Origin of the sequence: Pseudomonas sp. (genome assembly GCF_049300855.1) — a bacterium.
Taxonomy (GTDB): Bacteria; Pseudomonadota; Gammaproteobacteria; order Pseudomonadales; family Pseudomonadaceae; genus Aquipseudomonas.
On record NZ_JBAQKH010000014.1, the window covers coordinates 122,669 to 145,757 of the forward strand.

The 23,089-nt window shown below is 61.4% G+C and carries 24 protein-coding genes and 1 pseudogene; 11 read left to right on the forward strand and 14 right to left on the reverse strand.

All coding sequences use genetic code 11. The features are described 5' to 3' along the window. Positions 1-5: 5 nt before the first annotated feature. Together WA225_RS04840 and WA225_RS04845 are read right to left on the reverse strand one after the other, a co-directional pair. Positions 6-803, reverse strand: a complete 798-nt coding sequence (locus tag WA225_RS04840) for an SDR family NAD(P)-dependent oxidoreductase (protein WP_422607061.1) — start codon at positions 801-803, stop codon at positions 6-8. Next, complete coding sequence (locus tag WA225_RS04845; protein ID WP_422607062.1) at positions 800-1,822, reverse strand: aldo/keto reductase; 1,023 nt, start codon at positions 1,820-1,822, stop codon at positions 800-802. The genes WA225_RS04840 and WA225_RS04845 overlap by 4 nt, the downstream gene beginning before the upstream one ends. 113 nt (positions 1,823-1,935) lie before the next feature. Between WA225_RS04845 and WA225_RS04850 the strand changes: the two genes are divergently transcribed. Next, positions 1,936-2,832, forward strand: coding sequence for a LysR substrate-binding domain-containing protein (locus WA225_RS04850; protein WP_422607063.1), 897 nt, complete (start codon positions 1,936-1,938; stop codon positions 2,830-2,832). A gap of 172 nt (positions 2,833-3,004) precedes the next feature. Then, positions 3,005-3,664, forward strand: coding sequence for a methyltransferase family protein (locus WA225_RS04855; protein ID WP_422607064.1), 660 nt, complete (start codon positions 3,005-3,007; stop codon positions 3,662-3,664). A gap of 20 nt (positions 3,665-3,684) precedes the next feature. On the opposite strand, the gene WA225_RS04860 is transcribed toward WA225_RS04855, so the two are convergent. After that, positions 3,685-4,353: an HAD family hydrolase gene (locus WA225_RS04860; protein ID WP_422607065.1), complete on the reverse strand. Its 669-nt coding sequence runs from the start codon at positions 4,351-4,353 to the stop codon at positions 3,685-3,687. Between the two features lie 56 nt (positions 4,354-4,409). Next, the gene (locus tag WA225_RS04865) at positions 4,410-4,823 is read right to left on the reverse strand and encodes a response regulator (RefSeq protein ID WP_422607066.1); all 414 of its coding nucleotides are present in this window, start codon (positions 4,821-4,823) and stop codon (positions 4,410-4,412) included. Between the two features lie 199 nt (positions 4,824-5,022). Here WA225_RS04865 and WA225_RS04870 point away from each other — a divergent pair, with 199 nt between their 5' ends. After that, on the forward strand, positions 5,023-5,964 hold the full coding sequence (locus WA225_RS04870) for a class I SAM-dependent methyltransferase (RefSeq protein ID WP_422607067.1): 942 nt from the start codon (positions 5,023-5,025) through the stop codon (positions 5,962-5,964). A gap of 60 nt (positions 5,965-6,024) precedes the next feature. Here WA225_RS04870 and WA225_RS04875 read toward each other — a convergent pair whose 3' ends face one another. Continuing rightward, complete coding sequence (locus tag WA225_RS04875) at positions 6,025-6,798, reverse strand: helix-turn-helix transcriptional regulator (RefSeq protein ID WP_422607068.1); 774 nt, start codon at positions 6,796-6,798, stop codon at positions 6,025-6,027. 110 nt (positions 6,799-6,908) lie between these two features. Here WA225_RS04875 and WA225_RS04880 point away from each other — a divergent pair, with 110 nt between their 5' ends. Beyond that, positions 6,909-8,012 (forward strand): extracellular solute-binding protein, encoded by a 1,104-nt coding sequence (locus tag WA225_RS04880; protein WP_422607069.1) that lies wholly within the window; start codon positions 6,909-6,911, stop codon positions 8,010-8,012. A 149-nt stretch (positions 8,013-8,161) separates the two neighbouring features. Next, positions 8,162-9,280: a P1 family peptidase gene (locus tag WA225_RS04885; protein ID WP_422607070.1), complete on the forward strand. Its 1,119-nt coding sequence runs from the start codon at positions 8,162-8,164 to the stop codon at positions 9,278-9,280. A gap of 184 nt (positions 9,281-9,464) precedes the next feature. Here the strand turns inward: WA225_RS04885 and WA225_RS04890 are convergent, their stop codons facing one another. Further along, complete coding sequence (locus WA225_RS04890) at positions 9,465-10,151, reverse strand: GNAT family N-acetyltransferase (protein ID WP_422607071.1); 687 nt, start codon at positions 10,149-10,151, stop codon at positions 9,465-9,467. Between the two features lie 224 nt (positions 10,152-10,375). Here WA225_RS04890 and WA225_RS04895 point away from each other — a divergent pair, with 224 nt between their 5' ends. After that, positions 10,376-10,699, forward strand: coding sequence for a YXWGXW repeat-containing protein (locus WA225_RS04895; protein ID WP_064120928.1), 324 nt, complete (start codon positions 10,376-10,378; stop codon positions 10,697-10,699). 43 nt (positions 10,700-10,742) lie between these two features. Here WA225_RS04895 and WA225_RS04900 read toward each other — a convergent pair whose 3' ends face one another. From WA225_RS04900 to WA225_RS04910, 3 genes are all read right to left on the reverse strand, one after another. Next, a complete protein-coding gene (locus WA225_RS04900; protein WP_422607072.1) occupies positions 10,743-11,300 on the reverse strand; it encodes a YceI family protein in 558 nt (185 codons plus the stop codon). Between the two features lie 119 nt (positions 11,301-11,419). Continuing rightward, positions 11,420-12,778: an MATE family efflux transporter gene (locus WA225_RS04905; RefSeq protein ID WP_422607073.1), complete on the reverse strand. Its 1,359-nt coding sequence runs from the start codon at positions 12,776-12,778 to the stop codon at positions 11,420-11,422. 204 nt (positions 12,779-12,982) lie between these two features. Next, positions 12,983-13,738, reverse strand: a complete 756-nt coding sequence (locus WA225_RS04910) for a hypothetical protein (protein ID WP_422607074.1) — start codon at positions 13,736-13,738, stop codon at positions 12,983-12,985. Positions 13,739-13,897: 159 nt separating this feature from the next. On the opposite strand from WA225_RS04910, the gene WA225_RS04915 reads away from it, so the two are divergent. Both WA225_RS04915 and WA225_RS04920 read left to right on the forward strand, forming a co-directional pair. Next, positions 13,898-14,461, forward strand: coding sequence for a chorismate mutase (locus WA225_RS04915; RefSeq protein WP_422607075.1), 564 nt, complete (start codon positions 13,898-13,900; stop codon positions 14,459-14,461). A 153-nt stretch (positions 14,462-14,614) separates the two neighbouring features. Beyond that, positions 14,615-14,896: pseudogene (locus WA225_RS04920) on the forward strand (hypothetical protein); the annotation flags it as partial. A gap of 76 nt (positions 14,897-14,972) precedes the next feature. Here the strand turns inward: WA225_RS04920 and WA225_RS04925 are convergent. Then, positions 14,973-15,308 (reverse strand): hypothetical protein, encoded by a 336-nt coding sequence (locus tag WA225_RS04925; protein WP_064120934.1) that lies wholly within the window; start codon positions 15,306-15,308, stop codon positions 14,973-14,975. Between the two features lie 175 nt (positions 15,309-15,483). Between WA225_RS04925 and WA225_RS04930 the strand changes: the two genes are divergently transcribed. Then, positions 15,484-17,154: a sensor domain-containing diguanylate cyclase gene (locus tag WA225_RS04930; protein WP_422607076.1), complete on the forward strand. Its 1,671-nt coding sequence runs from the start codon at positions 15,484-15,486 to the stop codon at positions 17,152-17,154. Between the two features lie 22 nt (positions 17,155-17,176). Here the strand turns inward: WA225_RS04930 and WA225_RS04935 are convergent, their stop codons facing one another. Then, entirely contained in the window at positions 17,177-17,584 is a 408-nt protein-coding gene (locus WA225_RS04935) for a c-type cytochrome (protein WP_422607077.1), read from the reverse strand. An 86-nt stretch (positions 17,585-17,670) separates the two neighbouring features. Continuing rightward, positions 17,671-19,002: a PLP-dependent aminotransferase family protein gene (locus WA225_RS04940; RefSeq protein ID WP_422607078.1), complete on the reverse strand. Its 1,332-nt coding sequence runs from the start codon at positions 19,000-19,002 to the stop codon at positions 17,671-17,673. Positions 19,003-19,093: 91 nt separating this feature from the next. Between WA225_RS04940 and WA225_RS04945 the strand changes: the two genes are divergently transcribed. Continuing rightward, positions 19,094-19,987 carry a DMT family transporter gene (locus tag WA225_RS04945; protein ID WP_422607079.1) on the forward strand — a complete coding sequence of 298 codons (894 nt, stop codon included), beginning with the start codon at positions 19,094-19,096 and terminating at the stop codon, positions 19,985-19,987. A 4-nt stretch (positions 19,988-19,991) separates the two neighbouring features. Here the strand turns inward: WA225_RS04945 and WA225_RS04950 are convergent, their stop codons facing one another. Next, on the reverse strand, positions 19,992-20,807 hold the full coding sequence (locus tag WA225_RS04950) for a cupin domain-containing protein (protein ID WP_422607080.1): 816 nt from the start codon (positions 20,805-20,807) through the stop codon (positions 19,992-19,994). A gap of 132 nt (positions 20,808-20,939) precedes the next feature. On the opposite strand from WA225_RS04950, the gene WA225_RS04955 reads away from it, so the two are divergent. Continuing rightward, positions 20,940-21,464: a carboxymuconolactone decarboxylase family protein gene (locus WA225_RS04955; protein ID WP_422607081.1), complete on the forward strand. Its 525-nt coding sequence runs from the start codon at positions 20,940-20,942 to the stop codon at positions 21,462-21,464. 102 nt (positions 21,465-21,566) lie between these two features. On the opposite strand, the gene WA225_RS04960 is transcribed toward WA225_RS04955, so the two are convergent. Beyond that, positions 21,567-23,012, reverse strand: coding sequence for a SulP family inorganic anion transporter (locus WA225_RS04960; RefSeq protein WP_422607082.1), 1,446 nt, complete (start codon positions 23,010-23,012; stop codon positions 21,567-21,569). Positions 23,013-23,089 lie beyond the last annotated feature (77 nt).

Consider the following 23,089-nt stretch of genomic DNA (forward strand, 5'->3'; position numbering starts at 1 on the left):
AGAATTCAGATGGTCAGGCTGTCGACCACGCCGCCATCGACGCGCAATGCGGCGCCGGTGGTGGCCGAGGACAGCGGCGAAGCAATGTAGGTCACCAGATGCGCGACCTCTTCAACATCCGCCACACGCTGGATGATCGAGGTCGGGCGGGCCTTGAGCACAAAGGCGTCGGCTTCATCGCGCAGGTTGCGCCCGGATTCGGCGGCGGCATCCTTGAGCATGTCTTGCAGACCATCGGTGAAGGTCGGCCCCGGCAGGATCGCATTGACCGTCACACCAGTGCCAGCCAGACGTTTGGCCAAACCGTGGGACACCGCCAGATTGGCACTTTTGGTCACGCCATAGTTGATCATGTCAGCCGGTGTCGCCACGCCGGATTCCGAAGACAGGAAGATCACCCGGCCCCAGCCTTGCTCGACCATCGCCGGCACATAATGCCGTGCCAGGCGCACGCCGGAAATCACGTTGACCTCATAGAAACGCGTCCACTCGCTGTCCGGCGCTTCGAAGAAATCGACGGCGTCGAAGATGCCGAGGTTGTTCACCAGAATGTCCGCGCGCGGTTCAGCGGCGAACAGCTTTTGCGCGCCCTCCGCTGTGCCCAGATCGCCAGCCAGACCACGCAACTGCGCACCCGGCACCTTCTCGCGAATACTCGCCAACGCCTGTTCAACTTTGCCAGTGTCGCGGCCGATCACCACCACCGTGGCGCCCGCTTCGGCCAGCGACTGGCTGATGCCCAAGCCGATACCAGCAGTGCTGCCGCTGACAATGGCCAGTTTTCCACTCAGATCAATCTTCATGCTTTCACCTCATCGATTGGCAATGGTGCACGTTCAGAAACCAGTTGGGCGTCGCGCATCGCCTGCCAGAAACCGGCAGGAATAACGGCTGACAGTGCGGCGACGTCTTCAGCAATTCGGCCGGGTTTGCTGGCGCCGGGAATCACCGCCGCAACCGCAGGATTGGCCAGCGAGAACTGTAGCGCAGCGGCTTTGATATCAACGTTGTAAGCAGCGGCGATGCGTTTGATCTGCTCCACTTTGGCGATGACTTCAGGGCTGGCCTGCTGGTATTCGAAGTGCGAACCGCCGGCGAGAATGCCCGAGCTGTAAGGGCCGCCGACGACGATTTCAACGTTTTGCGCCAGGGCCGAATCCATCAGCCGTTGCAACGGACGTTCGTGGTCGAGCAGCGTGTAGCGGCCAGCCAATAGAAAGCCATCCGGTTGCGCTTCAGTGAGGTCGAGGGTCAGTTCACACGGCTCGACTTTGTTCACGCCCAGGCCCCAGCCCTTGATCACGCCTTCTTCGCGCAAGCGGGTCAGCACTTTGAACGCGCCGGTGCGGGCCTGGTTGAAGTATTCCAGCCATTGATCACCGTAGAAATCCTGAGCGATGTCGTGCACCCAGACGATGTCGAGACGATCGGTTTGCAGGCGTTTGAGGCTGTCTTCAATCGAGCGCAGGGTGGCGTCGGCGCTGTAGTCGTTGACGATCTTGTTCGGGCGACCGTGTTCGAATACGCCACTTTTTTCACCGAGATCGCGGGCGGCGGCGTCTTCGACCTCATCGAGAATCACCCGGCCGACCTTGCTGCTGAGCACGTAGTCGTCGCGCTTGTATTGCTTCAGCGCTTCGCCGAGGCGGATCTCCGACAGGCCCGAGCCGTAGAACGGCGCGGTGTCGAAGTAGCGCACGCCGGCATCCCACGCGGCATGCACGGTGGCCTGTGCTTCTTCTTCGGGAATGGCGCGGAACATGTTGCCCAGTGGTGCGGTGCCGAAGCCCAGTTGGCCGGGCAGTTTGTCTTTCAAGCTCATTGGTTTTTCCTCGATAGGTTCTGGGTCTGTGTGACCGTTGAGCAGATCCTAGATTGCGACACCGAGACCGTCCAAGACATAATGCGCAGCACTTGAGTCCCTATAGGTCTGACATGATCGACATCCGCCAATTGCGCTACTTCGTTGTAGTCGCCGAGGAAGAACACGTCGGCCGTGCCGCCGAACGGCTGCACATTTCCCAGTCGCCGCTGAGCCGGCAGATCGCCCAGCTCGAAGAACGTCTGGGCCTGACGCTGTTCGAGCGCAGCCAGCAACGCATCCGTCTGACCCGTGATGGGCAGACCTTTCTCGCCGAAACCCGCGCCCTGCTCACCCATGCCAATCGCCTGGAATCCCTTGGCAAACGCCTCGGTCGCGGTGAAGAAGGCGGCCTGTGCATCGGCTATATCGAGAACGCCATGCACGCCGGCGTCCTGCCCAATGCCTTGCGCGTACTGCGCGTGGATCGGCCGAATGTGCATGTCGCGCTGTACAACCTCAGTTCGGTCGAGCAATTGGAAGGCTTGCGACAGCGTAGTCTCGATATCGCCTTGGTGAGTGAGCCGCCGACCGATGACGATCCGGACCTGCTGGGCTTCCAGGTGCTCGATGACCCGATGCTGCTGGCGCTGCCCGAACGACATCCGCTGGCACAGCAAGCCGCGTTAAACCCTGAGGATCTGGCCGAGCAGGAATGGATCGGTGTGCAGCCGCGGCAGGATGCCAGCGATGAATTCGTCAGCGCCTGCATCCGTGCAGGTTTCACCCCGGACGTGCGCATGCAGGCGACCGAGCCGTTTACCGCATTGGGGCTGGTGGCGTCGGGGTTGGGGATTGCGATGATTCAGAAAGGCTTGAGCCACAATGCGCCGCCGGGTGTGGTGTTGCGTGAATTGCCGTGGCTGACATTGACCACCCCGTTGTGGGCGGCGTGGCACCGGATCAATTTGCGGCCGCTGGTCGAGACCTTCCGCACCGTTTTGACGGGTAATGAGATTTCCGCTGACTGAAAGGGCCTCATCGCGGGCAAGCCCGCTCCCACAGGTTCTTGGGTGAGCCTGAACTTTGTATACGCCGCAAATCCCTGTGGGAGCGGGCTTGTCCGCGATGAGGCCAGCAGCCACAACCATTGCCCTCGAGCGTTCTACACTCAAAGGATCAGCCATCTGCCGAGAGATCGCCATGAAAATGTCTGCGCAAATGACCGTCGTCGCAGTCCTCGCCACCCTCGCCTATCTGGGCCTGGCGGTGTGGGGCATTGGCGGTGTGGCGCTGTTCTTTTCCCACGGGTCGCTGGTGATCGTGGCATTGGCAACGGTGGCGATGGTGATCGTCTCGCTGTTCAGCGAGGTCAACCTCAGTTCCGGCGAGCGTGAGGATCGCGCCAATCGCTGGGTGCTTCCGGCATTCGGGGTAATTGGCCTGGCCAGTGGTTTTTTGCCGGCGTATTGCGACCGGGTGAATTTCTGGACGGTGGGCGGTGAAGGCATGCGTTGGCTTGGCGCCTTGTTGTTTATTGTCGGCGGCGCGCTGCGGTTGTGGCCGGTGTTTGTCCTGGGGCGGCGCTTCAGCGGGCTGGTGGCGATTCAGCCGGGGCATCGGTTGGTCACCGACGGGATTTACCAGCGGCTGCGTAATCCGAGTTATCTAGGGCTGGTGATCAATGCCGTGGGCTGGGCGTTGGCGTTTCGTTCGGTGGTGGGCTTGATGCTGGCAGCGCTGACGCTGATCCCGTTGATCGCGCGGATTCATTCCGAAGAAGCGCTGCTGCGGGGGCAGTTTGGGGCGGAGTACGATGCTTACTGCGCGCGGAGTTGGCGTTTGGTGCCGGGGATTTACTGACCACAGGGTTAAGTGTTGTGTCAGTTTTTTTGCAGGTGAAGTTTGCCGTCGCTGTCGACCTTGACCTGCACCGCAGCATAACTGGCCAACGTCGCATGGGCCGTTTGCAGCGGATGCTGATGCGTCGTCGTGATGATCATCAGCGTCGCGTCAGCCGCTTCGGCAGCCTGAATACCCACGGCAGCATCTTCAAAGATCAGGCAATCACGCGGTTCCACGCCAAGGCGTTTGGCCGCCAGTAAATAGCCCGCCGGATCTGGTTTGCCCGCCTTCACATCTTCGGCGGTAATCATCACCGCCGGTTCCGTAATCCCCGCCGCCGCCATCCGCCGCAACGCCAGATCCCTTGGCGCCGACGTCACCATGGCCCAACGATCCGCCGGCAGACACTTGAGAAACGCCGCCGCCCCGGGAATCTCGACAATCCCTTCAACGTCTGCAATTTCCGCTGTGGTAATGAACGCCGCTTGCGCCTCGGCATCGACACCCGGCAGGTTCAGGCGATTGATCGTGTCGATGGCGCGCGCACCATGAATGGTCGGCAGAAACGTCTCGACATCCACGCCGTGGCGCACGGCCCAGGCGGACCAGATGCGCTCGGCGGCGGCGATGGAATTAAGGACAGTGCCGTCCATGTCGAACAGAAACGCGGCGAATGGGCGATTGAAAACGGTGTCGTGTGCAGGCAAAAGTTCGCTTCCTCTGGCAAGGGACCGGGCAAATGTGCCCGGCAATGTAGCACTTGTCAGTGCAGGCGCGGTGCCTTGGACTTGAACGCACTGTCCACGCAGTCGAGCAACTGGCCGATGGCCCAGGGCTTCTTGATGAACGCCACCGAATGCTTGACCCCGGAGGTCTCCGGCGTTTCATAACCGGACATCACCATCACTGGTTTTTCCGGCCAGCGATCGCCGACCAGATTGGCCAGATCAGCTCCGTTGAGCGTGCCGGGCATGGTGATGTCGGTCAGCAACAGCGCCACTTCCGGCGCGTGCTCCTCAAGATATTGCGAAGCCGCGTCCGCGCTGGTCTGCGGCTCGACCTTGAAACCTTCCTCCTGAAGAATTTCGCAGAGAAACTCCAGAATCAACGGATCATCCTCAACCACCAGAATCAATCCGTCAGGAAGGTGCGCGTCCGCCGTCGGTGTTGGGCACATGGAACTGCACTCCCTGAATTGCATTAACGATTTAGCGGCTTGAATCCGCTGCTTATCTGGTATGAGCGGCGGGCTCTGCAGAAATTCATTTTTGATACAGGTCTTTTGCGAAACCGTATTTTTGCCCGTCAGCGGCAATCGTTCGCGGCGGCGTAATTGTGGTTAAAATGCCGGCCCTTTTGCTTGCCGACCGTGACCGATGAACCCTGAAGCCCTCGCCACCCTCCACGCCCATCTGCTGCCGGCACTCGCGGCCGCACCGAGCGAAACCCGCCGCCTGTTCCACGGGCGCGGACGTTGCTGGCCGGGGCTGGAGCAGTTGACCGTCGATTGGCTGCAAGGCGTGGTGCTGGTCTCGCTGTTCAAAGAGCCTGCTCCTGATCAACTGGATCATCTCAAAGGGTTGCTGCTGGACATCAGCGCCGGCGACGAATGGAAGCAATCGGGCGCGCATACTCTGCTGATCCAGCATCGCTACCTGCCGCAAAGCACCGCCGAATGGTTGCTGGGGGATGAGATCGACGAAATGACCGTCGTCGAGGGCGGCTTGCAGTATCGCGTCGATCTCGGTCGCAAGCAGAACGCCGGGCTGTTTCTCGACATGCGTTACGGGCGCAACTGGGTGCGCGAAGAGGCCAACGGCAAACGCGTGCTGAACCTGTTCGCCTACACCTGCGGTTTTTCCGTGGCCGCCATCGAGGGTGGCGCCAGCCATGTGGTCAACCTCGACATGTCGCGCGCGGCGCTGAGCCGTGGCCGTGACAATCACCGTTTGAACGGCCATGACCTGAGCAAAGTCAGTTTCCTCGGCCACGACCTGTTCAAGTCGTGGGGCAAGGTGATCAACAGTGGTCCATACGATCTGGTGATCATCGATCCGCCGTCGTTTCAGAAAGGCAGTTTTCTGCTGACCAAGGATTATCAGCGGGTGCTGCGGCGGCTGCCGGAATTGCTGACAGCGCAAGGCACGGTGCTGGCGTGCATGAATGATCCGGCGTTTGGCGCGGACTTCTTGATTGATGGCGTGACGCAGGAAGCGCCGACTTTGCGCTTTGAGCAGCGTCTGGACAATCCGCCGGAGTTCCCCGACATCGACCCGCAAAGCGGCCTCAAGGCCCTGGTCTTCCAACGCACTCCCTGACACCCCGAAGATCCCCTGAACAACACGCTCCCACAGATTTATGTGTACGACCGATGATCTTTAGTGAGGGCGCAACACCAGCGCAAACAGCTCACCATGCCCGGTGACATTGAGCTTGTGATACAGATTGCGCCGATGCACTTTGACCGTCTCCGGGGAAATGCCCATTTGCTGGGCCATCGCTTTGCTGGAGAAGCCCTGCAGGATCAGGCGCGCCGTGTCGATCTCGCGCACCGTCAGGCGCGCGTCAAAGCGATCGAGCAAGGTCGCCAGATCGCCCACCGGCGCTTCGGCGCTGGGGCCCTGCGGCGGCAGCAGTTGCACATGCCGGCGCATCGCCGCCAACACCCAATCGCGCAGACACAGCAGCCGGCCCTGCTCGGCCAGTTCGAAGGTCGTCGCCCGGCCCAATGACAAACCCAGCACGCCGGCCTCGACGTTGAGCATGAACTGCAACTCATCCTCGCCGACCACCGAACGGAAATAGCTCAGGTAATACTCGCTGTGCAGAAACTGGTCCGGCGCCACCGAGGCCAGGCTGTGCAAACCATCGCCAATGCCGGTCGAGGCGGCTTGGTAAAACGGATCGAGCAAGTACATCCCGGCGCTGTAGCCGGCCAGTTCGGCCTGCTCGTCGGTGCCGCCTTTGCTGTCGAAGTCGATCAGCAATTGCGGTGGCTGACCGGCCTGCATCACGGCCACCAGCGCATTGTCGAACGGCACCAGCAAGCGCAACGTATCGACCAGCGCGCGCCAGAAGCCGTCCTGGCCGACGCAGCTGAACATCCGCGCCAGGCTTTGATGCACCGGCAATTCCTGCAACAACGCGTCCACGCACTACCCCTTTTGAGTAACCCATGATGGGAATGGGTCAGACGTGACCGCCCCGATAGGCTGAGCACTCCTGTTCATCACCGGCCTGCACAGGCCAGGAGTGCCGCATCATGCGTCGTCACCGTGGCTATATCAACTTGAGCTTGCTCGCCTGTCTGGGCGCCTCGGCGTCCGTCATGGCCGCGGATGCGCCGAGCGTGCATGTCTACAACTGGTACGACTACATCGGCCCGAACACGCTGACCGACTTCAAGCGCGACAGCGGTATCGAGCCGGTGTACGACACCTTCGACAGCGCCGAAGTGCTCGAAGGCAAATTGATGACCAGCCGCAGCGGTTACGACGTGGTGGTGGCGAGCAACTTCAGCCTGCCGACGCTGATCAAGGCTGGCGCCCTCGCCCCGCTGCCCCGCGAGCAGTTGCCGGGCTGGAAGAACCTCGACAGCGACCTGCTGAAAAAACTCGCCAACAACGATCCCGGTAACCAATACGCGGTGCCTTATCTGTGGGGCACCAACGGCATCGGCTACAACGTCGACAAGGTCCGCGCGGCGCTGGGCGACAAGGCGCCGGTGGATTCCTGGGACCTGGTGTTCAACGAAGACAACCTCGCCAAGCTTGGCCAGTGCGGCGTGGCGATGCTCGACTCGCCCTCGGAAATGCTCCCCGTGGCCCTGCACTATCTGGGCTTGCCGCCGAACAGCACCGACCCCGAGGACTACAAGAAAGCCGAGGCGCTGCTGCTCAAACTGCGCCCGCACATCGCCTACTTCAACTCCTCGAAATTCATCAGTGACCTGTCCAACGGCAACATCTGCGTGGCGGTCGGCTGGTCAGGCGCGATGCTCGAAGCCAAGACCAATGCCGAGCAGGCCGGCAACGGCGTGAAGATCGCCTACAGCCTGCCGAAGGAAGGCGCGCCGGTGTGGTTCGACACGCTGGTGTTGCTCAAGGACGCGCCGAATCGCACTCAGGGCCTGGCATTCATTGATTACCTGTTGCGCCCGGAAGTGATCGCGCCGGTCAGTGATCATCTGTCCTACCCCAACGGCAATCGCGCGGCCACGCCGCTGGTGGCCGAAGCGACTCGCGACAACCCGGCGGTTTATCCCTCGGCGGCGGCGATGGCCACGTTGTACACCCTCGAACCTTTGCCCAAAGCCACGGAACGCGTGCGTACGCGAGTGTGGAGCAAGGTCAAGAACGGCCAGTAGAACAACGCATTTCCCCCTGTGGGAGCGAGCTTGCTTGCGAAAGCAATCTGGCATTCAACATGGATGTCGACTGCGCGGCCGCATTCGCGAGCAAGCTCGCTCCCACAGAGTCGGTGAACAACCCACTTCTTTTAGAGAGATAGAAATCGATGAAACCTCGTGCCCGCGACCTCAACATTCGCATCGGTCAACTGCCACCCGGCCCGCTCAATGCGATCACCGATGTTCCCGGCGTGCGCGTCGGCCACAGCAATGTGCGCGGGCGCAGCAGCGCCGGCCGCGACATTTGTAGCGGCGTCACGCTGATCGAACCGCGCCGGGGTTCGACCAACCAGCAACCGTGTTTCGCCGGTGTGCATGTGCTCAACGGCAACGGTGATGCCACCGGGCTTGAGTGGATTCGCGAGGCTGGTTTGCTGACCAGTCCGATCGCCTTCACCAACACCCACAGCCTCGGTGTGGTGCGCGATGCGTTGATTGCCCTGGATCGCCAGCAGCAACCCGATGACGGTCGGCTCTACTGGAACATGCCGGTGGTGCTGGAAACCTTTGACGGTTTGCTCAACGACATCAACGGCTTTCACGTCCAGCCTGAACACGTCGCCGAAGCGTTGGGCGCCGCTGTCGACGGCCCGGTCGAGGAAGGTGCCGTCGGCGGTGGCAGCGGGATGATCTGCCATGAATTCAAGGGCGGCATCGGCACTGCCTCGCGCCGTTTAAGCGAGGCTCAGGGGGGCTGGACAGTCGGCGCCATCGTCCAGGCCAACCACGGCATTCGCAGTGAATTGCGCGTCGACGGTTACCCGGTCGGGCGTTATATGGAACAGAAGGATTCGCCGTTCCTGCGCGCCGCGCTGCCGCATCCGGGCATGGGCTCGATCGTCGTCTGTCTGGCGACCGATGCGCCGCTGTTGCCGCATCAATGCACGCGTCTGGCGCAACGGGCCAGCCTGGGGTTGGCGCGTACCGGCGGTGGCAATGAAGACCACAGCGGCGACATCTTTATCGCTTTCGCCATCGGTAATGATCACGTGCCGCCGGCGGCCTACGAAGGTAAAGGTGCACCGACCTGCGACGGCTTGCGCATGGTCAACAACGACCACATCAGCGAGTTGTTCCTCGCCGCGACCGAGGCGGTTGAAGAAGCAATCATCAACGCCCTGCTCGCCAGCGACAGCGCCGAGGGCAATGGCCATTCGGTGCCGGGACTCGATGCCCAAACCCTGCTCGCCGCCCTCGCCAAGTCCGGCTGGCCCGGCGCTCGCTAACACCACATTTCCTTGTGGGAGCAAGCTTGCTCCCACAAGGAATCATGTGAACATCCGGCGCGTCGGCGTGCCGCGAACCATGCGACTGGCGGTACTTGAGCCTCACGCTCTCCACTTCCTCCCATCAAAGAGCTTTGAGGCTGTTTTTTTGTCTGCGCAAATCAGCTTTTTGAGGCATAAGCAATCAGTGCACGGTGAGGCGCTGACGCACGAATTCTTCGGTGTGACGGGTGGTTTGATCGAGGTGGCGGTCGCGCTGTTTCTCGGCGTCGAGCATCGCGCGCTTGCCGTTTTTCTGCAGGAGATACGTGTGGATCTGCTGCACTTCCAACGAGCGGTAGATCGGCGTGGTATCGATAAATCCACGCAAGCCGTTGCTGCGGTAATGGCGGGTACTCATCAGCACTTGCGTCTCGCGCTGGCCGATCACTTGAAAACCCAGCGCTTCGAAGTACGGCACTTTGCCAACCGTACAGGCCAGTTCGACATGGGGAAAACGCGCGACCATTTCAGCAATCAGCGCCCGCGCCACGCCTTGGCGACGATGCCCTTCGCGCACTGCCATATAGGCCACGCTGCACGCCTCCCAATCACCCTGCACCGGCAGGTACAGCAGAAAACCAGTCACTTGCTCGGGATCGTCATCAGCAGTCGCCACCAGCAATTGCACCTCGGTGCCCTTCTCGCCATTCAACGCTTCCAGATACAGATGCACCTCATAGCCAACCGCGTACTGATAGACGTTGTACAGCAGGTTGCTCGGGCCGAGGCCGACCGCGCTGATGTCGGTCAGGTAGTCGACGACCATCTGCAGAATCTGGCTGTTGACGCCTTCGGGGCATGGGGATTGGTAATGGGTGATGCGTGGCATGACAGCTGAACTCCGGCGGAAAACCGCGACATCATACCCTGTGGGCTGAGCCAGCCCGCATTGGCAACGACAAATCGAAGGTGGGAGCGAGCTGGCTCGCTCCCACTGGGGTTGTCGTGGCGCCTGACAAAAATTTCATCCGCGGCCGGCAGGATCTTTTGCCGATTCGGCGTCCAACTGTTCAGCTGCGTTCACTTTTGCGACGCAGGCCTTGAGGAGTTGTCATGAGCGTTTTGCGTTCCCTGTCCAAATGGCGAAAAACCTTGCTGTGGGTGCCGCTGACCCTGGCGACGCTGGCCAGCGCGCCGGTGTTTGCGCAACCGGTGGTGATCGTGCAGCAGGCCCCGCCGCCCATGCGCATGGAAGTGATGCCCGGCGCGCGTCCCGGTTATGTCTGGGACCAGGGCCATTGGCGCTGGCAAGGACGCGGTTATGTGTGGATGCCCGGGCATTGGCAGCCGGTGAGATATGGCGCGCGCTGGAAGCCGGGGCACTGGCAGGCACGCGGGCCGAACTGGTTCTGGGTTGAAGGGCATTGGGTGCGTTGATGATTCGATCGGCTCGCGACGCATATTGATCGGGCAGGTGGCGTCACTGCTGTGGCGCCACCACCTTGAACTTGATGGCGATGTCCTTGGACACCACGCTGTCCGCCCACTCCCCCGCGCCCAGACCGAACTCGTCGCGTTTGAGCAGCAGTTCACCGTCGAAAATGCCGATGTTGCTGTCCGGCTTCAACTCCACCGGCACCTGCACTTCGCGGGTAATGCCCTTGAGGGTGAGCTGGCCGGCGATCAGATAACGGTGCTCGGCAAGCTGTGTGAAACGGCTCGACTCGAACACCGCCACGGGAAATTTTTCCGTGTCGAACCACGCCGGTTTTACCAACTCGGTATTGGCGTCTTCACTGCCGGCGTCAATGCTGGTGAGATCGATGTGCAAGCTGGTGTGGGCACTGGCGAGGTTGTCGGTGTCGAAGTCCAGCGTCGCCTCAAACTTGCCGAATGTCCCGTACATCCGCGAGCCCATCTGGTTGTAAGTGAAACTGATCTGACTGGCGTTAGTGTTGACCCGGGTGTATTCGACGGCCTGCGCGGCGGGGATAACGCACAGGGTTAACGCGACTGCCAGCAGCATGCGGATCGACATGGGGTTCTCCGGGCAGCGCTTGGTCGTCGGGGGTCTCGATTGACTTAAGCAAACATTGTGCGGTTATGCCACTTCCACAGCCTTAACGCGCGCAGACACGAGCCCACTCTGCAAGTCGATCAAACCAGACGTTCGATTTTCTGATGCTGCCAGACCAGTTTGTAATACAGGGTCTGCAGCACCAGCATGCCCAGGTACGCCACTGGGAACGCCATCCACACACCCTGCAAACCGTACTGCCCATCCAGCCAGTACGCAGCCGGCAACTGCACGCCGACCACACAGATAATCGCGATGACCACCGGCACCAGCACGGTGCCGCTGGCGCGCATGATCCCGCCGATGATCGCCTGGAAACCAAATACCAACAGGCTCCACAGCATGATGTGCAGCAGATGCTCAGCCATTGCGCGCGTCGAATCCTCGGTGAGGAACAGGCCCAGCAGCCAGTGCGAGAGCAAATAGCCCAGCACGATCAAACCACCGGTCAGACACACGTTGATCAACAGCCCGGTGCGCAGGATCGGTCCGAGTCGTTCCAGGCGCCCGGCGCCAATGGCCTGTGCACCGAGGATCGACGCGGTAATGGCGATCGACAACGCCGGGAACTGCACGTAGTTGACGATTTGCGTGACCGCGCCATAAGCCGCTGTCGCTTGCGAGCCGTGCTGGTTGACCAGCGCCAGAATCACCAGTTCGGACAACGACAGCACGATCATCTGCACGCCGGTCGGCAAACCGATGCGCAACACCTTGCCGAGGATTGCGCCATCCAGACGCAACGCGGCGAAGAACTCGCGGTCCGGCGCCAGTGGATGGCCCTTGCGAATCAAGCGCCACGCCAGCCACGCCATCGCGGCCAGGTTACCCGCCAGCCCCGCATACGCCGCGCTCTGAATGCCCATCTGCGGCAAGCCGAACCAGCCACGGATCAACGCCGGCGTCAGCGCCAGGCCGACGCTCGTCGAGACGATCAGCGCCAGCAACGGCGACAGCGTATCGCTGACGCCGCGCAGCAGTTGAGTGAACAGGACGAACACCAGCATCGACGGCAAAATCCACATCATCACATGCGCATACGCCACCGCATCGTCGAGGACATCGGCCGGCGTCCCCAACCCCGCCAACGCCTGTCGCGCGAAGACACTGCCGAGCACCGCGGCCAGCAGACCGATCAACACCCCGAGCAGCAACGTCGCCCCGGCGATCGCTTTCACCGTGTGCGCTTCACGCGCGCCCCAGGCCTGACCGATCAACACACCCGCGCCAGCGCCGAGGCCAATCACCAGAGCAATGAAAAAGAACACGATCGGGAACATGCCCGACACCGCCGCCAATGCCTGGGTCCCGAGCATCTGGCCGATGTAGATGCTGTTGACCGTGCCCGACATCGATTGCAGGAAGTTGGACAACACCATCGGCGCCAGAAACAGCAGGTAGGTGTGCCAGAGCGGTTTGCCAGCGGTGGGGATTTGCATTTGAATGGAGGTCCATCTCGACGGCTGAAGGGCTAACTGGAGGATAGCTTCGGTGAGATGCCGACGCGGTGCAATTAACATTTCCGCGCGGCGTTTATATTTCCTGATAAACCCGGCGTGAAGCTGACATGGCAAGACAGCCGATCACGGGCCGGCGCATCAGGGCCGGTTTTCAAACCCCGCACAGGCCGATCAGCTGCCCTTTCAACGCTTCGGTTTCAGGCGCAGACCATCGGTCTTGCAACCGGCACGCCAGGCATTGTCCAGATCCTCCTGCGACTGTTGGCTGGTCGGCGAGGAATAGTCAGCGGCCAGCAAGTAGAAACCTTCCGCCCGCGCCTCTTCGGCTTCCAGCAGGGTCGGCTGAGCCCAGACCTTCATTTTTTCCAGAGCGTCTTCGCCCTCCTTCAGCGGTTCGATGACTCGCTCGAAACAGTACGCATGATTGATCGCAAACGGATAAACGTCCTGATAAACATCGCCGGCGTTCAACGCTTTGCGCAGCAAGGTTCGACTCTCGTCGTAGCGCGAGGTCTTCGGGATCGTGTTGCTGCAGTTCACGTAAGCGATGGCGCCGATGATCAGGCCTTTCTGCGCCGCTTCGCCATACAGCCCACACGCGGTTTCGCGCTTTTTGGTCAGATCGAGGTTGCCCGGATCAGCGAACAGGACCATGCGCGCCTTGGTATACAGAGCCGCCGCACTGCCGTCGTCAATGGCTTGCTGCAAGTAACGATCGGTCTCGATCTTGTCCTGCTTGATCTGTTCAACCAGGGCCAGTCCCTTGGCTTTGTCGGGTGTTTTTTCCGCCGCCATGGCCACCAGCGTTTGTACGTTGCCCTGCCACTGCCAAAACGCCGTCTGGAACTGATCGAAGGCCTGACTTCCGGGTGCGGTGGCTTGCGCGACAGCGCTGGAACAGAACAGCGCAACCATCAACAGCATGAGTATTCGGGACATTGTGCTTCCTGGCTCTGTGGAGAAATCAACATCGATCGTGGCGTTGTGACAAGTCTGTATCGGTCGCAGGCGCCATCAGTTGAGGGAAAGACGTTGATGCCCTCACCCGCGAAACCGTGATAAACAACACGCCCTTGAAGGCCAATCGAGATCCTGCCCATGTTGCAACCGTCACGCCTGCTGAGCGGCGCCTTGCTCGCACTGGTCGCCAGCACCGCTCATGCCGCCCCCGCGCCCCAGTCGCTGCTGCCATTGCTGACGACGCTGAACGAGCGCCTGAACATCGGCGACCTGGTGGCGTTGACCAAGTGGGACAGTGGCAAGCCGATTCAGGACACACCGCGCGAGGCGCAAGTGCTGGCCAATGCCCGCGCGCTCGCCGCCGAGCATGCGCTCGATCCCGAGGATGTCGCGCCATTGCTCGCGGCGCAAATGGAGGCCAATAAACTGGTGCAATACGGCCTGTTGGCGCAATGGCAAGCAGCAGGCGCAGCGCCGGATACACAGCGCCCGGATCTCGGCAAACAGATTCGCCCACGGCTGGATGAGCTGCAAACCCGGCTGTTGCAGCAATACGCTGACTTCGCGCCGTATCGGCATGATCCGCAATGCCCGGTGTGGCTGGCCGAGGCGCGTCGTGGCCTGACACGGGATGCGCTGCATGAGTTGGCGCTGGTGCGTGCGACGGGGGAGTTGTGTGTGCGAGCGGTGAAGCCGTCCTGAGCCACAGCCTGAAGCCATTCCTGCACGCGCTTGCCGCGGGTTCGGGCAACCATCATTGCTGTCGATGTTCACCATCACGGCAATGAAGTTCTCATAAAAAATCCGCGGCGTAACATCGGCTCCAGACAAACAACTACCCTGGAGCACACGATCATGAAACGCCAAACCCTTCTCGGCATCGCATTCTCGGTTTTCGCAGTTAACGCATTTGCCGCAACCCCGGCTCATACCATGGTCGCTGAAGGCGGCTCGGACAAGTTGATTGAAAGTCGTGTTGCCGAGGGTGGCTCGGATCGTCTGATCGAACGCCGCGTCGCTGAAGGTGGCTCGGATCGCTTGCTGGAACGCCGCGTTGCCGAAGGTGGCTCGGATCGTCTGCTGGAACGCCGCGTTGCTGAAGGTGGTTCGGATCGTCTGCTCGAACGTCGCGTCGCTTGAATCACTGTTTCAAGCGCAATCCCAATAAAAAGCCCGGCCTGATCAGCCGGGCTTTTTTGCGTTCAAACGGTGCTTATTGCACGGTTTTCAGCTTGACCACGTCACCGGAGATCTTGGTGGTGTAACCGGTCAGAACCCATGCCCAGAACCAGTTTTCCTGAACCTGAGTGTTGATCATTGCGTCGCCGCCCTTGGCTTTGATCGCGGCATTCTGTGCGCGGACGAAGCGGCTGTTCTGCTGGATCGGGATCACGCCGAACAGCAGCAGGCCGGTGGCGGTCGCTTCGCTATGGCCAATCACGGTGTATTGGCTGCTGTCGTAATGCTGGGTGTTCATCGGGGTGCCGGTGCAACCTGCCAGAACCACACCGAACAGTGCGGCGGCGACTACTTTGCTGAGGTATTTCACTGCAAAACTCCATGGGAAAACGCCCGGGATCCATCTCTCGAGCGGCGCACACTCTACCGAAAATGCTGGCTCATTAACATCAATGCTGGCGAGTTTTCATCAAGCCGTTGGCTGGCAGGCGGTTGACGATGTCGCATACCATGGCCGCACTTTTTAATAAGAACAGACCTCGCCCATGCTCAAAGCCAGTCTGCGTAGCCATCTCACCCTGTGGTTTGCCGGTTTGTCCTTGCTGACGCTGTTGAGCGTGGGCTTTTACGTTGGTCATATCGCCACCGAACAAATGAAGCAGGCCAGCGGCAATGCGTTGCTCAATACCGCGCGCTCGGCCGCCTCGTTGTTGGGTGAACAGTTGCGCGAACGGCAACTGGAGGTGTATCTGCTCAGCCGCGCGCCGCACCTGGAACGCGGCGATCTGGATAACCCGGCGATTCTCAAATCGATGCAACTGCGCACCCAGGCCCGCGCCGAGTATGCATGGATGGGTGTCACCGACGCTGACGGCAACGTGCATCAAGCGGTGAACGGTTTGCTGGTCGGTCAATCGGTGGCGCAGCGACCATGGTTTCAGGCCGGTGTGCGTGGCGAATACACCGGTGACCCGCATGAAGCGGTGCTGTTGGCCAAATTGCTGCCGGGAACGCCGAACGGCGAACCGTTGCGTTTCATCGATTTTGCCGCGCCGATCCGTAACGCTGACGGGCAAGTCATCGGTGTGCTGGGCGCGCATGCACACTGGAGTTGGGTGACGCGCATTGTCGAATCGGCAGCGCTCTCGCATAAAAACAGCGCGCCGGACATCGAAGCGCTGATCGTCGATCACGACGGTAAAGTGTTGTACCCCGAAGCACTGATGGGCCAGCAGTTGCCAGTGACTGACTCACGGGCGCCCGGCTGGTCGGTGGGCAATGGTTATCTGACCAGCATGGTCACCGTGCCGACACCGTCGGGCACCGCGCTGTCGTGGTCGATCGCGGTACGCCAGCCTCTGGAAACCGCCCTGCAACCGGCGCGTCTGCTGCTGTATAAATTGCTCTCGCTGGGTGTGTTCGCCGCTGTGCTGTTCGGTCTGGTCGCCTATTACCTGGCGTTGTACTTGAGCCGTCCGATCGAGCAACTCGCGCGCTCGGCCAAGCAGGTGCAGAACAATCAGCCCGGCGCGCACTTCCCGTTGCAGCATCCGGTGCGCGAGATTGCCCAACTTGGCCAGTCAATCGACGCCATGACGCAATCGTTGCTCGGCAAGGAGCGCGAATTGCAAGAGGCCAATGCATCGCTGGAAGCCACCGTGGCGCAACGCACCGCCGACCTGATGCAAGCCAATGCCGAACTGCTCAGCCTGGCGACGCACGACGCGCTGACCGGCGTTTACAACCGTCGGCGCTTCGACGAAAAACTCACCGAATACACCCTGCTGTCACGCCGCACCGGGCGCCCGTTCGCGCTGCTGTTGATCGACGCCGACCACTTCAAACGCATCAACGACAACCACGGCCATGCGGTGGGCGATGACGTACTCAAGCAATTGGCCGCGTTGATTGGCAGCACCCTGCGCACCACCGATTTCGTTGCGCGTTATGGCGGTGAAGAGTTCGCCGTGCTGCTGCCGGAAATCGCGCAACCCGACACGCCAGAAGTGGTTGCGGAAAAGATTCGCGCGGCGATTGCCGGCGCGCACTTCCCGGTCGTCGAACGGGTCACCGTGAGCATCGGCGTGGCCCTGACCGACCCGGCGGACAACAGCCCCACGGCCCTGATCAAGCGCGCCGATCAATTGCTGTATCAGGCGAAAGCGGCAGGTCGCAACCAGGTGGCTTGCCAGGAAAACACCAGCCTGCCCCAGTAGGATCGGCCTGCGCTTGCGAGGATTATGGGACCTGCTGCACGTCCGCCGGCGAAAAGCTCTGCAGATACGCCAACAGGTTGTCGAGTTTTTCCTCGTCGCTGAGCCCCCAGAAAATCATCCGCGTGCCCGGCACCACAGCTTTCGGGTCCTTGAGGTACGCCGTCAGCGTTTCCCGGTCCCAGGTCAGGCCGGAGTTTTTCATCGCATCGGAATACACGTAGTTCGCCGAAGTGCCAGCCTTGCGGCCAATGATGCCGTTGAGTTGCGGGCCGAATCCCGGACGGGCGGACTCGCCGACCTGATGGCAGCCACCGCACAAGCGCGGGAAGATTTTTCCCCCGGCCTCCGGGTCGCCGGCGGCGTCGGCGGATGTGCTGAACAGGCCTGCGGTGAAGATCAGGGTAAGCGTCAGAGCAACGGTGTTTTTCATCGGGCAATCCAAACAATGTCGTGCAAAGGTGGCAAGGCTACCATTTGTGGCGGGGCCGCTTGTGCTCGCGCCGCCGGGGTGGCTTTTTACAGGTAAGCGGCAATGACTTTTCTGACCGTGGTCAGTGCTTGGCGCAACACGTCCAACGCCACCGAACCGAGTGCCAGACGGATCGCATGCGGCACATGCGCCGACACCGAAAACGGTTCGGCCGTGGTCACCGAAATCTGTTCGTGCATCAACTCCATGACAATCTGATCGGCACGCACATCTTCCGGCAACGGCAGCCATAGAAAGTATGAGGACGGGTGGCCGATGCACGGCAAGCCTTGCAATAACTCGGCGGCCAACGCCTGACGGGCTCTGGCGTCGTTGCGTTTTTGCTCTTCAAGCAGGATCACCGTGCCGTCGTCGAGCCAGCCGCAGGCCATTGCGGTCATCACCCCGGGGGTGTTCCAAGTCGTGGCGCGAATGATCCGTTCCAGCGCCGGCACGGTTTCGATCGGCGCGGCAATGAAGCCGACGCGCAAACCGGTAGCGATGTTTTTCGACAGCCCGGAAACGTACACCGTGCGCTCCGGCGCCATGTCGATCAGCGTACGCGGCGGGTTGTCCACCAGAAAGGCGTAGGCCGCGTCTTCAATGATCGTCAGGTCATGCCGGCGGGCAATCGCCACCAGTTGCTCGCGCTGTTCACTGGGCATGACCCACCCCAGCGGATTGTGCAGAGTCGGCATGCTGTAAACGGCACGTACCGAACGGCTGCGGCAGAGCTTTTCCAGCGCGGCAAGGTCCGGACCGTGGTTATTGACCGGGATCGCCACCACCTCCAGATGCAGCGCTTCGGCCAGCACCTTGAAGCCGGAATAGGTCAGCGCATCCGCTGCGATCACATCGCCAGGTTTGAGCAGGGCCATCAGCGTTACCGCCAGGCCCTGCTGCGCGCCGTTGACGATCAACACTTGCCCGGCGTCGACGCACACCCCGCGGCTCAGCAGGTGTCGCGCCACCGAAGCGCGTTCGTGCTGGCGACCGGCGTGCGGCTGATAACGCAACAACGCTTCAAGGTCGCCGGACAGAGCCAACTGGCGCAACGCGGTGCGCAACAGTTCGGCCTGACCGGGCAGCGACGGGTAGTTGAAGTTGAGGTCGACCATGCCGACCGCCACGTCCTTCTGGTCGATGCCCTGCGCCGGTGACAACGCGGTTTCGCGCACGAAGGTGCCGCGTCCGGTTTCACCGCTGACCAGGCCCATCGCCTCCAGCTCGGCGTACACCCGCGAGGCGGTGACCAACGCCAGGCCTGCGCTGGCCGCCAGTTCACGGTGCGTCGGCAAGCGTGTGCCCGGTGCCAATCGCCCCGCGCGGATGTCCGCTGCGTAAGCATCTACCAGTGTCTTGTAGCGAGCGCGCGGCATGTCGAGATGTATCCATGACAATTTTTTGATTGTGCTGATTCTCGGTCCCAAGATACCTGCAACGCAACCCCACTTCCGAGCACAACTGCGTATGGAACGAACCTCGAATCTGACCGACCCGGCCATGGAAAAAACCAGCGGCTGGCTCAATGGCTTTATCGGTGTGGTGATCTTCAGCGGCTCACTGCCGGCCACGCGCCTGGCGGTGCTAGAGTTCGACCCGGTGTTTCTCACGGTGGCGCGCGCAGCCATCGCCGGGCTGTGCGCAGTGGCGCTGTTGTGGCTGTTTCGCGAACGGCGCCCGGCGCGTCAGCAGTGGTGGTCGTTGGTGATCGTCGCGCTCGGCGTGGTGCTCGGTTTCCCGTTGCTGACCGCGTTGGCGCTGCAACACGTGACGTCGGCGCATTCGATTGTGTTTGTCGGGTTGCTGCCGCTGGCCACGGCGATTTTCGGCGTACTGCGTGGCGGTGAACGACCGCGTCCGGTGTTCTGGATCTTCTCGATTCTCGGTAGCGCACTGGTGGTTGGCTTCGCCCTGTCGCAAGGTTTGCGTGCTTCGCCGACCGGTGATTTGTTGATGCTCGCGGCGATTCTGGCCTGCGGCCTCGGCTATGCCGAAGGCGCAAAACTGTCGCGCACCCTCGGTGGCTGGCAGGTGATCTGCTGGGCGCTGGTGTTGTCGCTGCCGGCGATGGCGCTGCTGAGTCTGTGGCTGGCGCCCGCTTCGTTCAGCGCTATCAGCCTGTCCGCGTGGTTGTGCCTGGGCTACGTCTCGCTGTTCAGCATGTTGATCGGTTTTGTGTTCTGGTATCGCGGCCTCGCTCAGGGCGGTATCGCGGCGGTCGGTCAGTTGCAGTTGCTGCAACCGTTTTTCGGTTTGGCGCTGGCCGCGACGCTGCTGCACGAACACGTCAGCGCCGGCATGCTGGCCGTGACGTTGGGCGTCATCGGCTGTGTCGCCGGGGCGAAGAAATTCGCCAGATAATCCCTCAGGAACCGGCCTTCCATTCTCGCGGGCTGAGCCCGGTCTTGCGGCGAAACGCCCGGGCCAGCGCCGAAGGGTTTTCATAGCCGACCTCTTCGGCGATCAACGCCATCGGCCTGCCCTCGCGCAGACGTTTCTGCGCGAGGCTGACCCGCCAGCTCAGCAGGTAATCGGCCGGGGTTTGCCCGACAACACGGCGAAACTGCTCGGCAAAACCGGCGCGGGACAAGTTGGCCATGGCCGCCAGTTCGGCCACGCTCCAAGGTTTTTCCGGTTGTTCGTGCATCGCATTCAGGGCGCGCGACAGGCGCGGGTCGGCCAGCCCGGCCATCATCCCCGGCGATTGCTCGCTGCGGCCGATGAGGTGGCGCAGCAGCAGAATCACCAGCAATTCGAACAGCCGATCCATCACCGCCACCCGCCCGCAATGGGCTTCGAAGGCCTCCTTGAACAGCCATTCGAGGGTGCCCGTCAGCTCTGGAATTTCCGTGAGTTTCAGCACCAGATAATCCGGCAGCGCCGCCGCTAAAGCATTGCCGGAACCGCCGTCAAAGGTCAGCGTCGCGCAGACCACTTCGCTGTGCATGGCCTCGTCGGCAAACATCCGATGGGGAAAGGGTCGGGGAAAGAAGATCAGCGACGGTTCGCTGAGCCTGATCTCGCGTTCATGGCCGGGTTTGACCAGCAATTCACCGGCCCGCAACAGGTGTACATGCCCGACCGGCTCGTCTTCATGAACCGCGATGCCGCACAACGTGCCGCTGTGGAAAGTGCCGGCATTGACGCCGAAGTGGCTGAGTAACGTAGACAGGCGATCCATGGGTGACTCCGACAAACATATCTGGACGATCTGCCGCATATCCTCGACGATTTGCCGCCAATGCGCCAGCTTCGACCCATAACATGGCCTCCATCCCCGGCGCACTTCGCACCGGACTTTCGGAGCATCACCATGAGCCGCATCCACGCTATCAGCCTCGACACCGCCACCGACGCCAGCCGCCCTGTGCTGGAAGGCGTGAAGAAGAAAATCGGTTTCCTGCCCAACGTCTTCACCACACTGGCCAAGGCCCCGGTGGCCCTGGAAACCTACGTGCAGGCTTCGGCGATCCTCGGCAAAACCTCGCTGAGCGCCAAGGAAAAAGAAGCGGTGTACCTCGCCACGTCGCAGGTCAACGGTTGCGATTATTGCCTGGCGGCGCACACGCTGTTTGCCGGCAAGGCCGGTTTGTCGGCAGACGATATTGTTGCGGCGCGTCACGGTGAACTCAACGCCTACGCCGCCCTCGCCCGTCAATTGACCGAAGGCCGCGGCCATTTGAGTGACGAGCAGATAGCCGCGGCCCGCGCTGCCGGTATCGACGACGTGAAGATCATTGAAGTGATCGCACTGGTCGCGGTGCAGAGCCTGACCAACTACCTGAACAATGCGGCGCTGACCGACATCGACTTCCCGGCCATCGACAACAGCATCTGAAATACACAAACCAAGCGAGCCTGCTCGCGAAAGCGTCGGATCAGCCAACATCAATGTTGAATGACCGGCCGCCTTCGCGAGCAGGCTCGTTCCCACCCTTAATTACTGGTGTACTTCACCCGCGCGCTTGAGCAGTTTCTTGCAGCGTTCGGACAGATGAAACACCTGCAAATGCTTGCCCGCCTTGGCGTAGCGCTCACGCAGGGTTTGCAAAGCGGCAATCGCCGAGTAATCGACAAAGCTCAAATGCCGGCAGTCCAGCGTCACCTTGGCCGGATCATTGGCCGGGTCGAACTGATTGAGAAACGGCGTGGTCGAGGCGAAAAACAACGTGCCGTGCAGGCGATAGAGTTTGCTGCCGTCGGCCTCCAGATGTTCATCGGCATACAACTCGCGCGCCTGCTGCCAGGCAAAGTTCAGCGCGGCGATGATGATGCCGCACAGCACCGCCGTGGCCAGATCGGTGAACACGGTGATGGTGGTCACCGCGATGATCACCAGCACATCGTTGAGCGGCACTTTGTTGATCACGCGCAACGAGGCCCAGGCGAAGGTCTGCTGCGCCACCACGAACATCACCCCGACCAACGCCGCCAGCGGGATTCGCTCGATCAGCGGCGACAGAAACAGGATGAACAGCAGAATCAGCACGCCAGCGACCACACCCGACAAACGCCCGCGCCCGCCGGAGCTGAGGTTGATCACGGTCTGGCCGATCATCGCGCAACCGCCCATGCCTCCGAACGCGCCACTGACCATGTTCGCCGCGCCCAGTGCCACGCACTCGCGATCCGGGTAGCCACGGCTTTCGGTGATTTCATCGGTGAGGTTGAGGGTCAGCAGGGTTTCCAGCAGACCGACCAGCGCCATCAGGATTGCGTAAGGCGCAATGATGCGCAGGGTTTCAAAAGTCCATGGAATGTCCGGCAACGCCAGGGTCGGCAAGCCACCGGCGATGTGCGCCATGTCGCCGAGGGTGCGCGTCGGCAGGCCGAACAGGTAGACCAGCAGACCGACGCCAAGAATCGCCACCAGTGCCGGCGGCACTGCACGGGTCAGGCGCGGCAGGATATAAACGATGGCCATGGTCAGCAGCACCAGCCCGGTCATCAGGTACAGCGGCGTGCCACTGAGCCACGCTTCACCGTTCTTGAAATGTTCCAGCTGCGCCAGCGCAATGATGATCGCCAGGCCGTTGACGAAGCCGAGCATCACCGGGTGCGGCACCATGCGCACCAGTTTGCCCAGGCGCAGCAACCCAAAGGCCATCATGATCAAACCGCCCAGCAGCACCGTCGCCAGCAGGTATTGCACGCCGTGTTGCACCACCAGCGCGACGATGACCACCGCCATCGAGCCCGCCGCACCGGAGACCATGCCCGGCCGGCCGCCGAACAATGCCGTCAACGTACAAATGATGAAGGCGCCGTACAGGCCCATCAGCGGGTTGAGGTGAGCCACCAGCGCAAACGCAATGCATTCGGGCAACAGGGCAAACGAGGTGGTGAGTCCGGCCAGGACATCGGCGCGCAGACGGATCGGTTTCATGGTTTACCTGACTGAGCGGCCGACGAGCGCGACCGCGAGTGTTCGCAAAAAAGGGGTGGCGAATGTTACGGAATTGT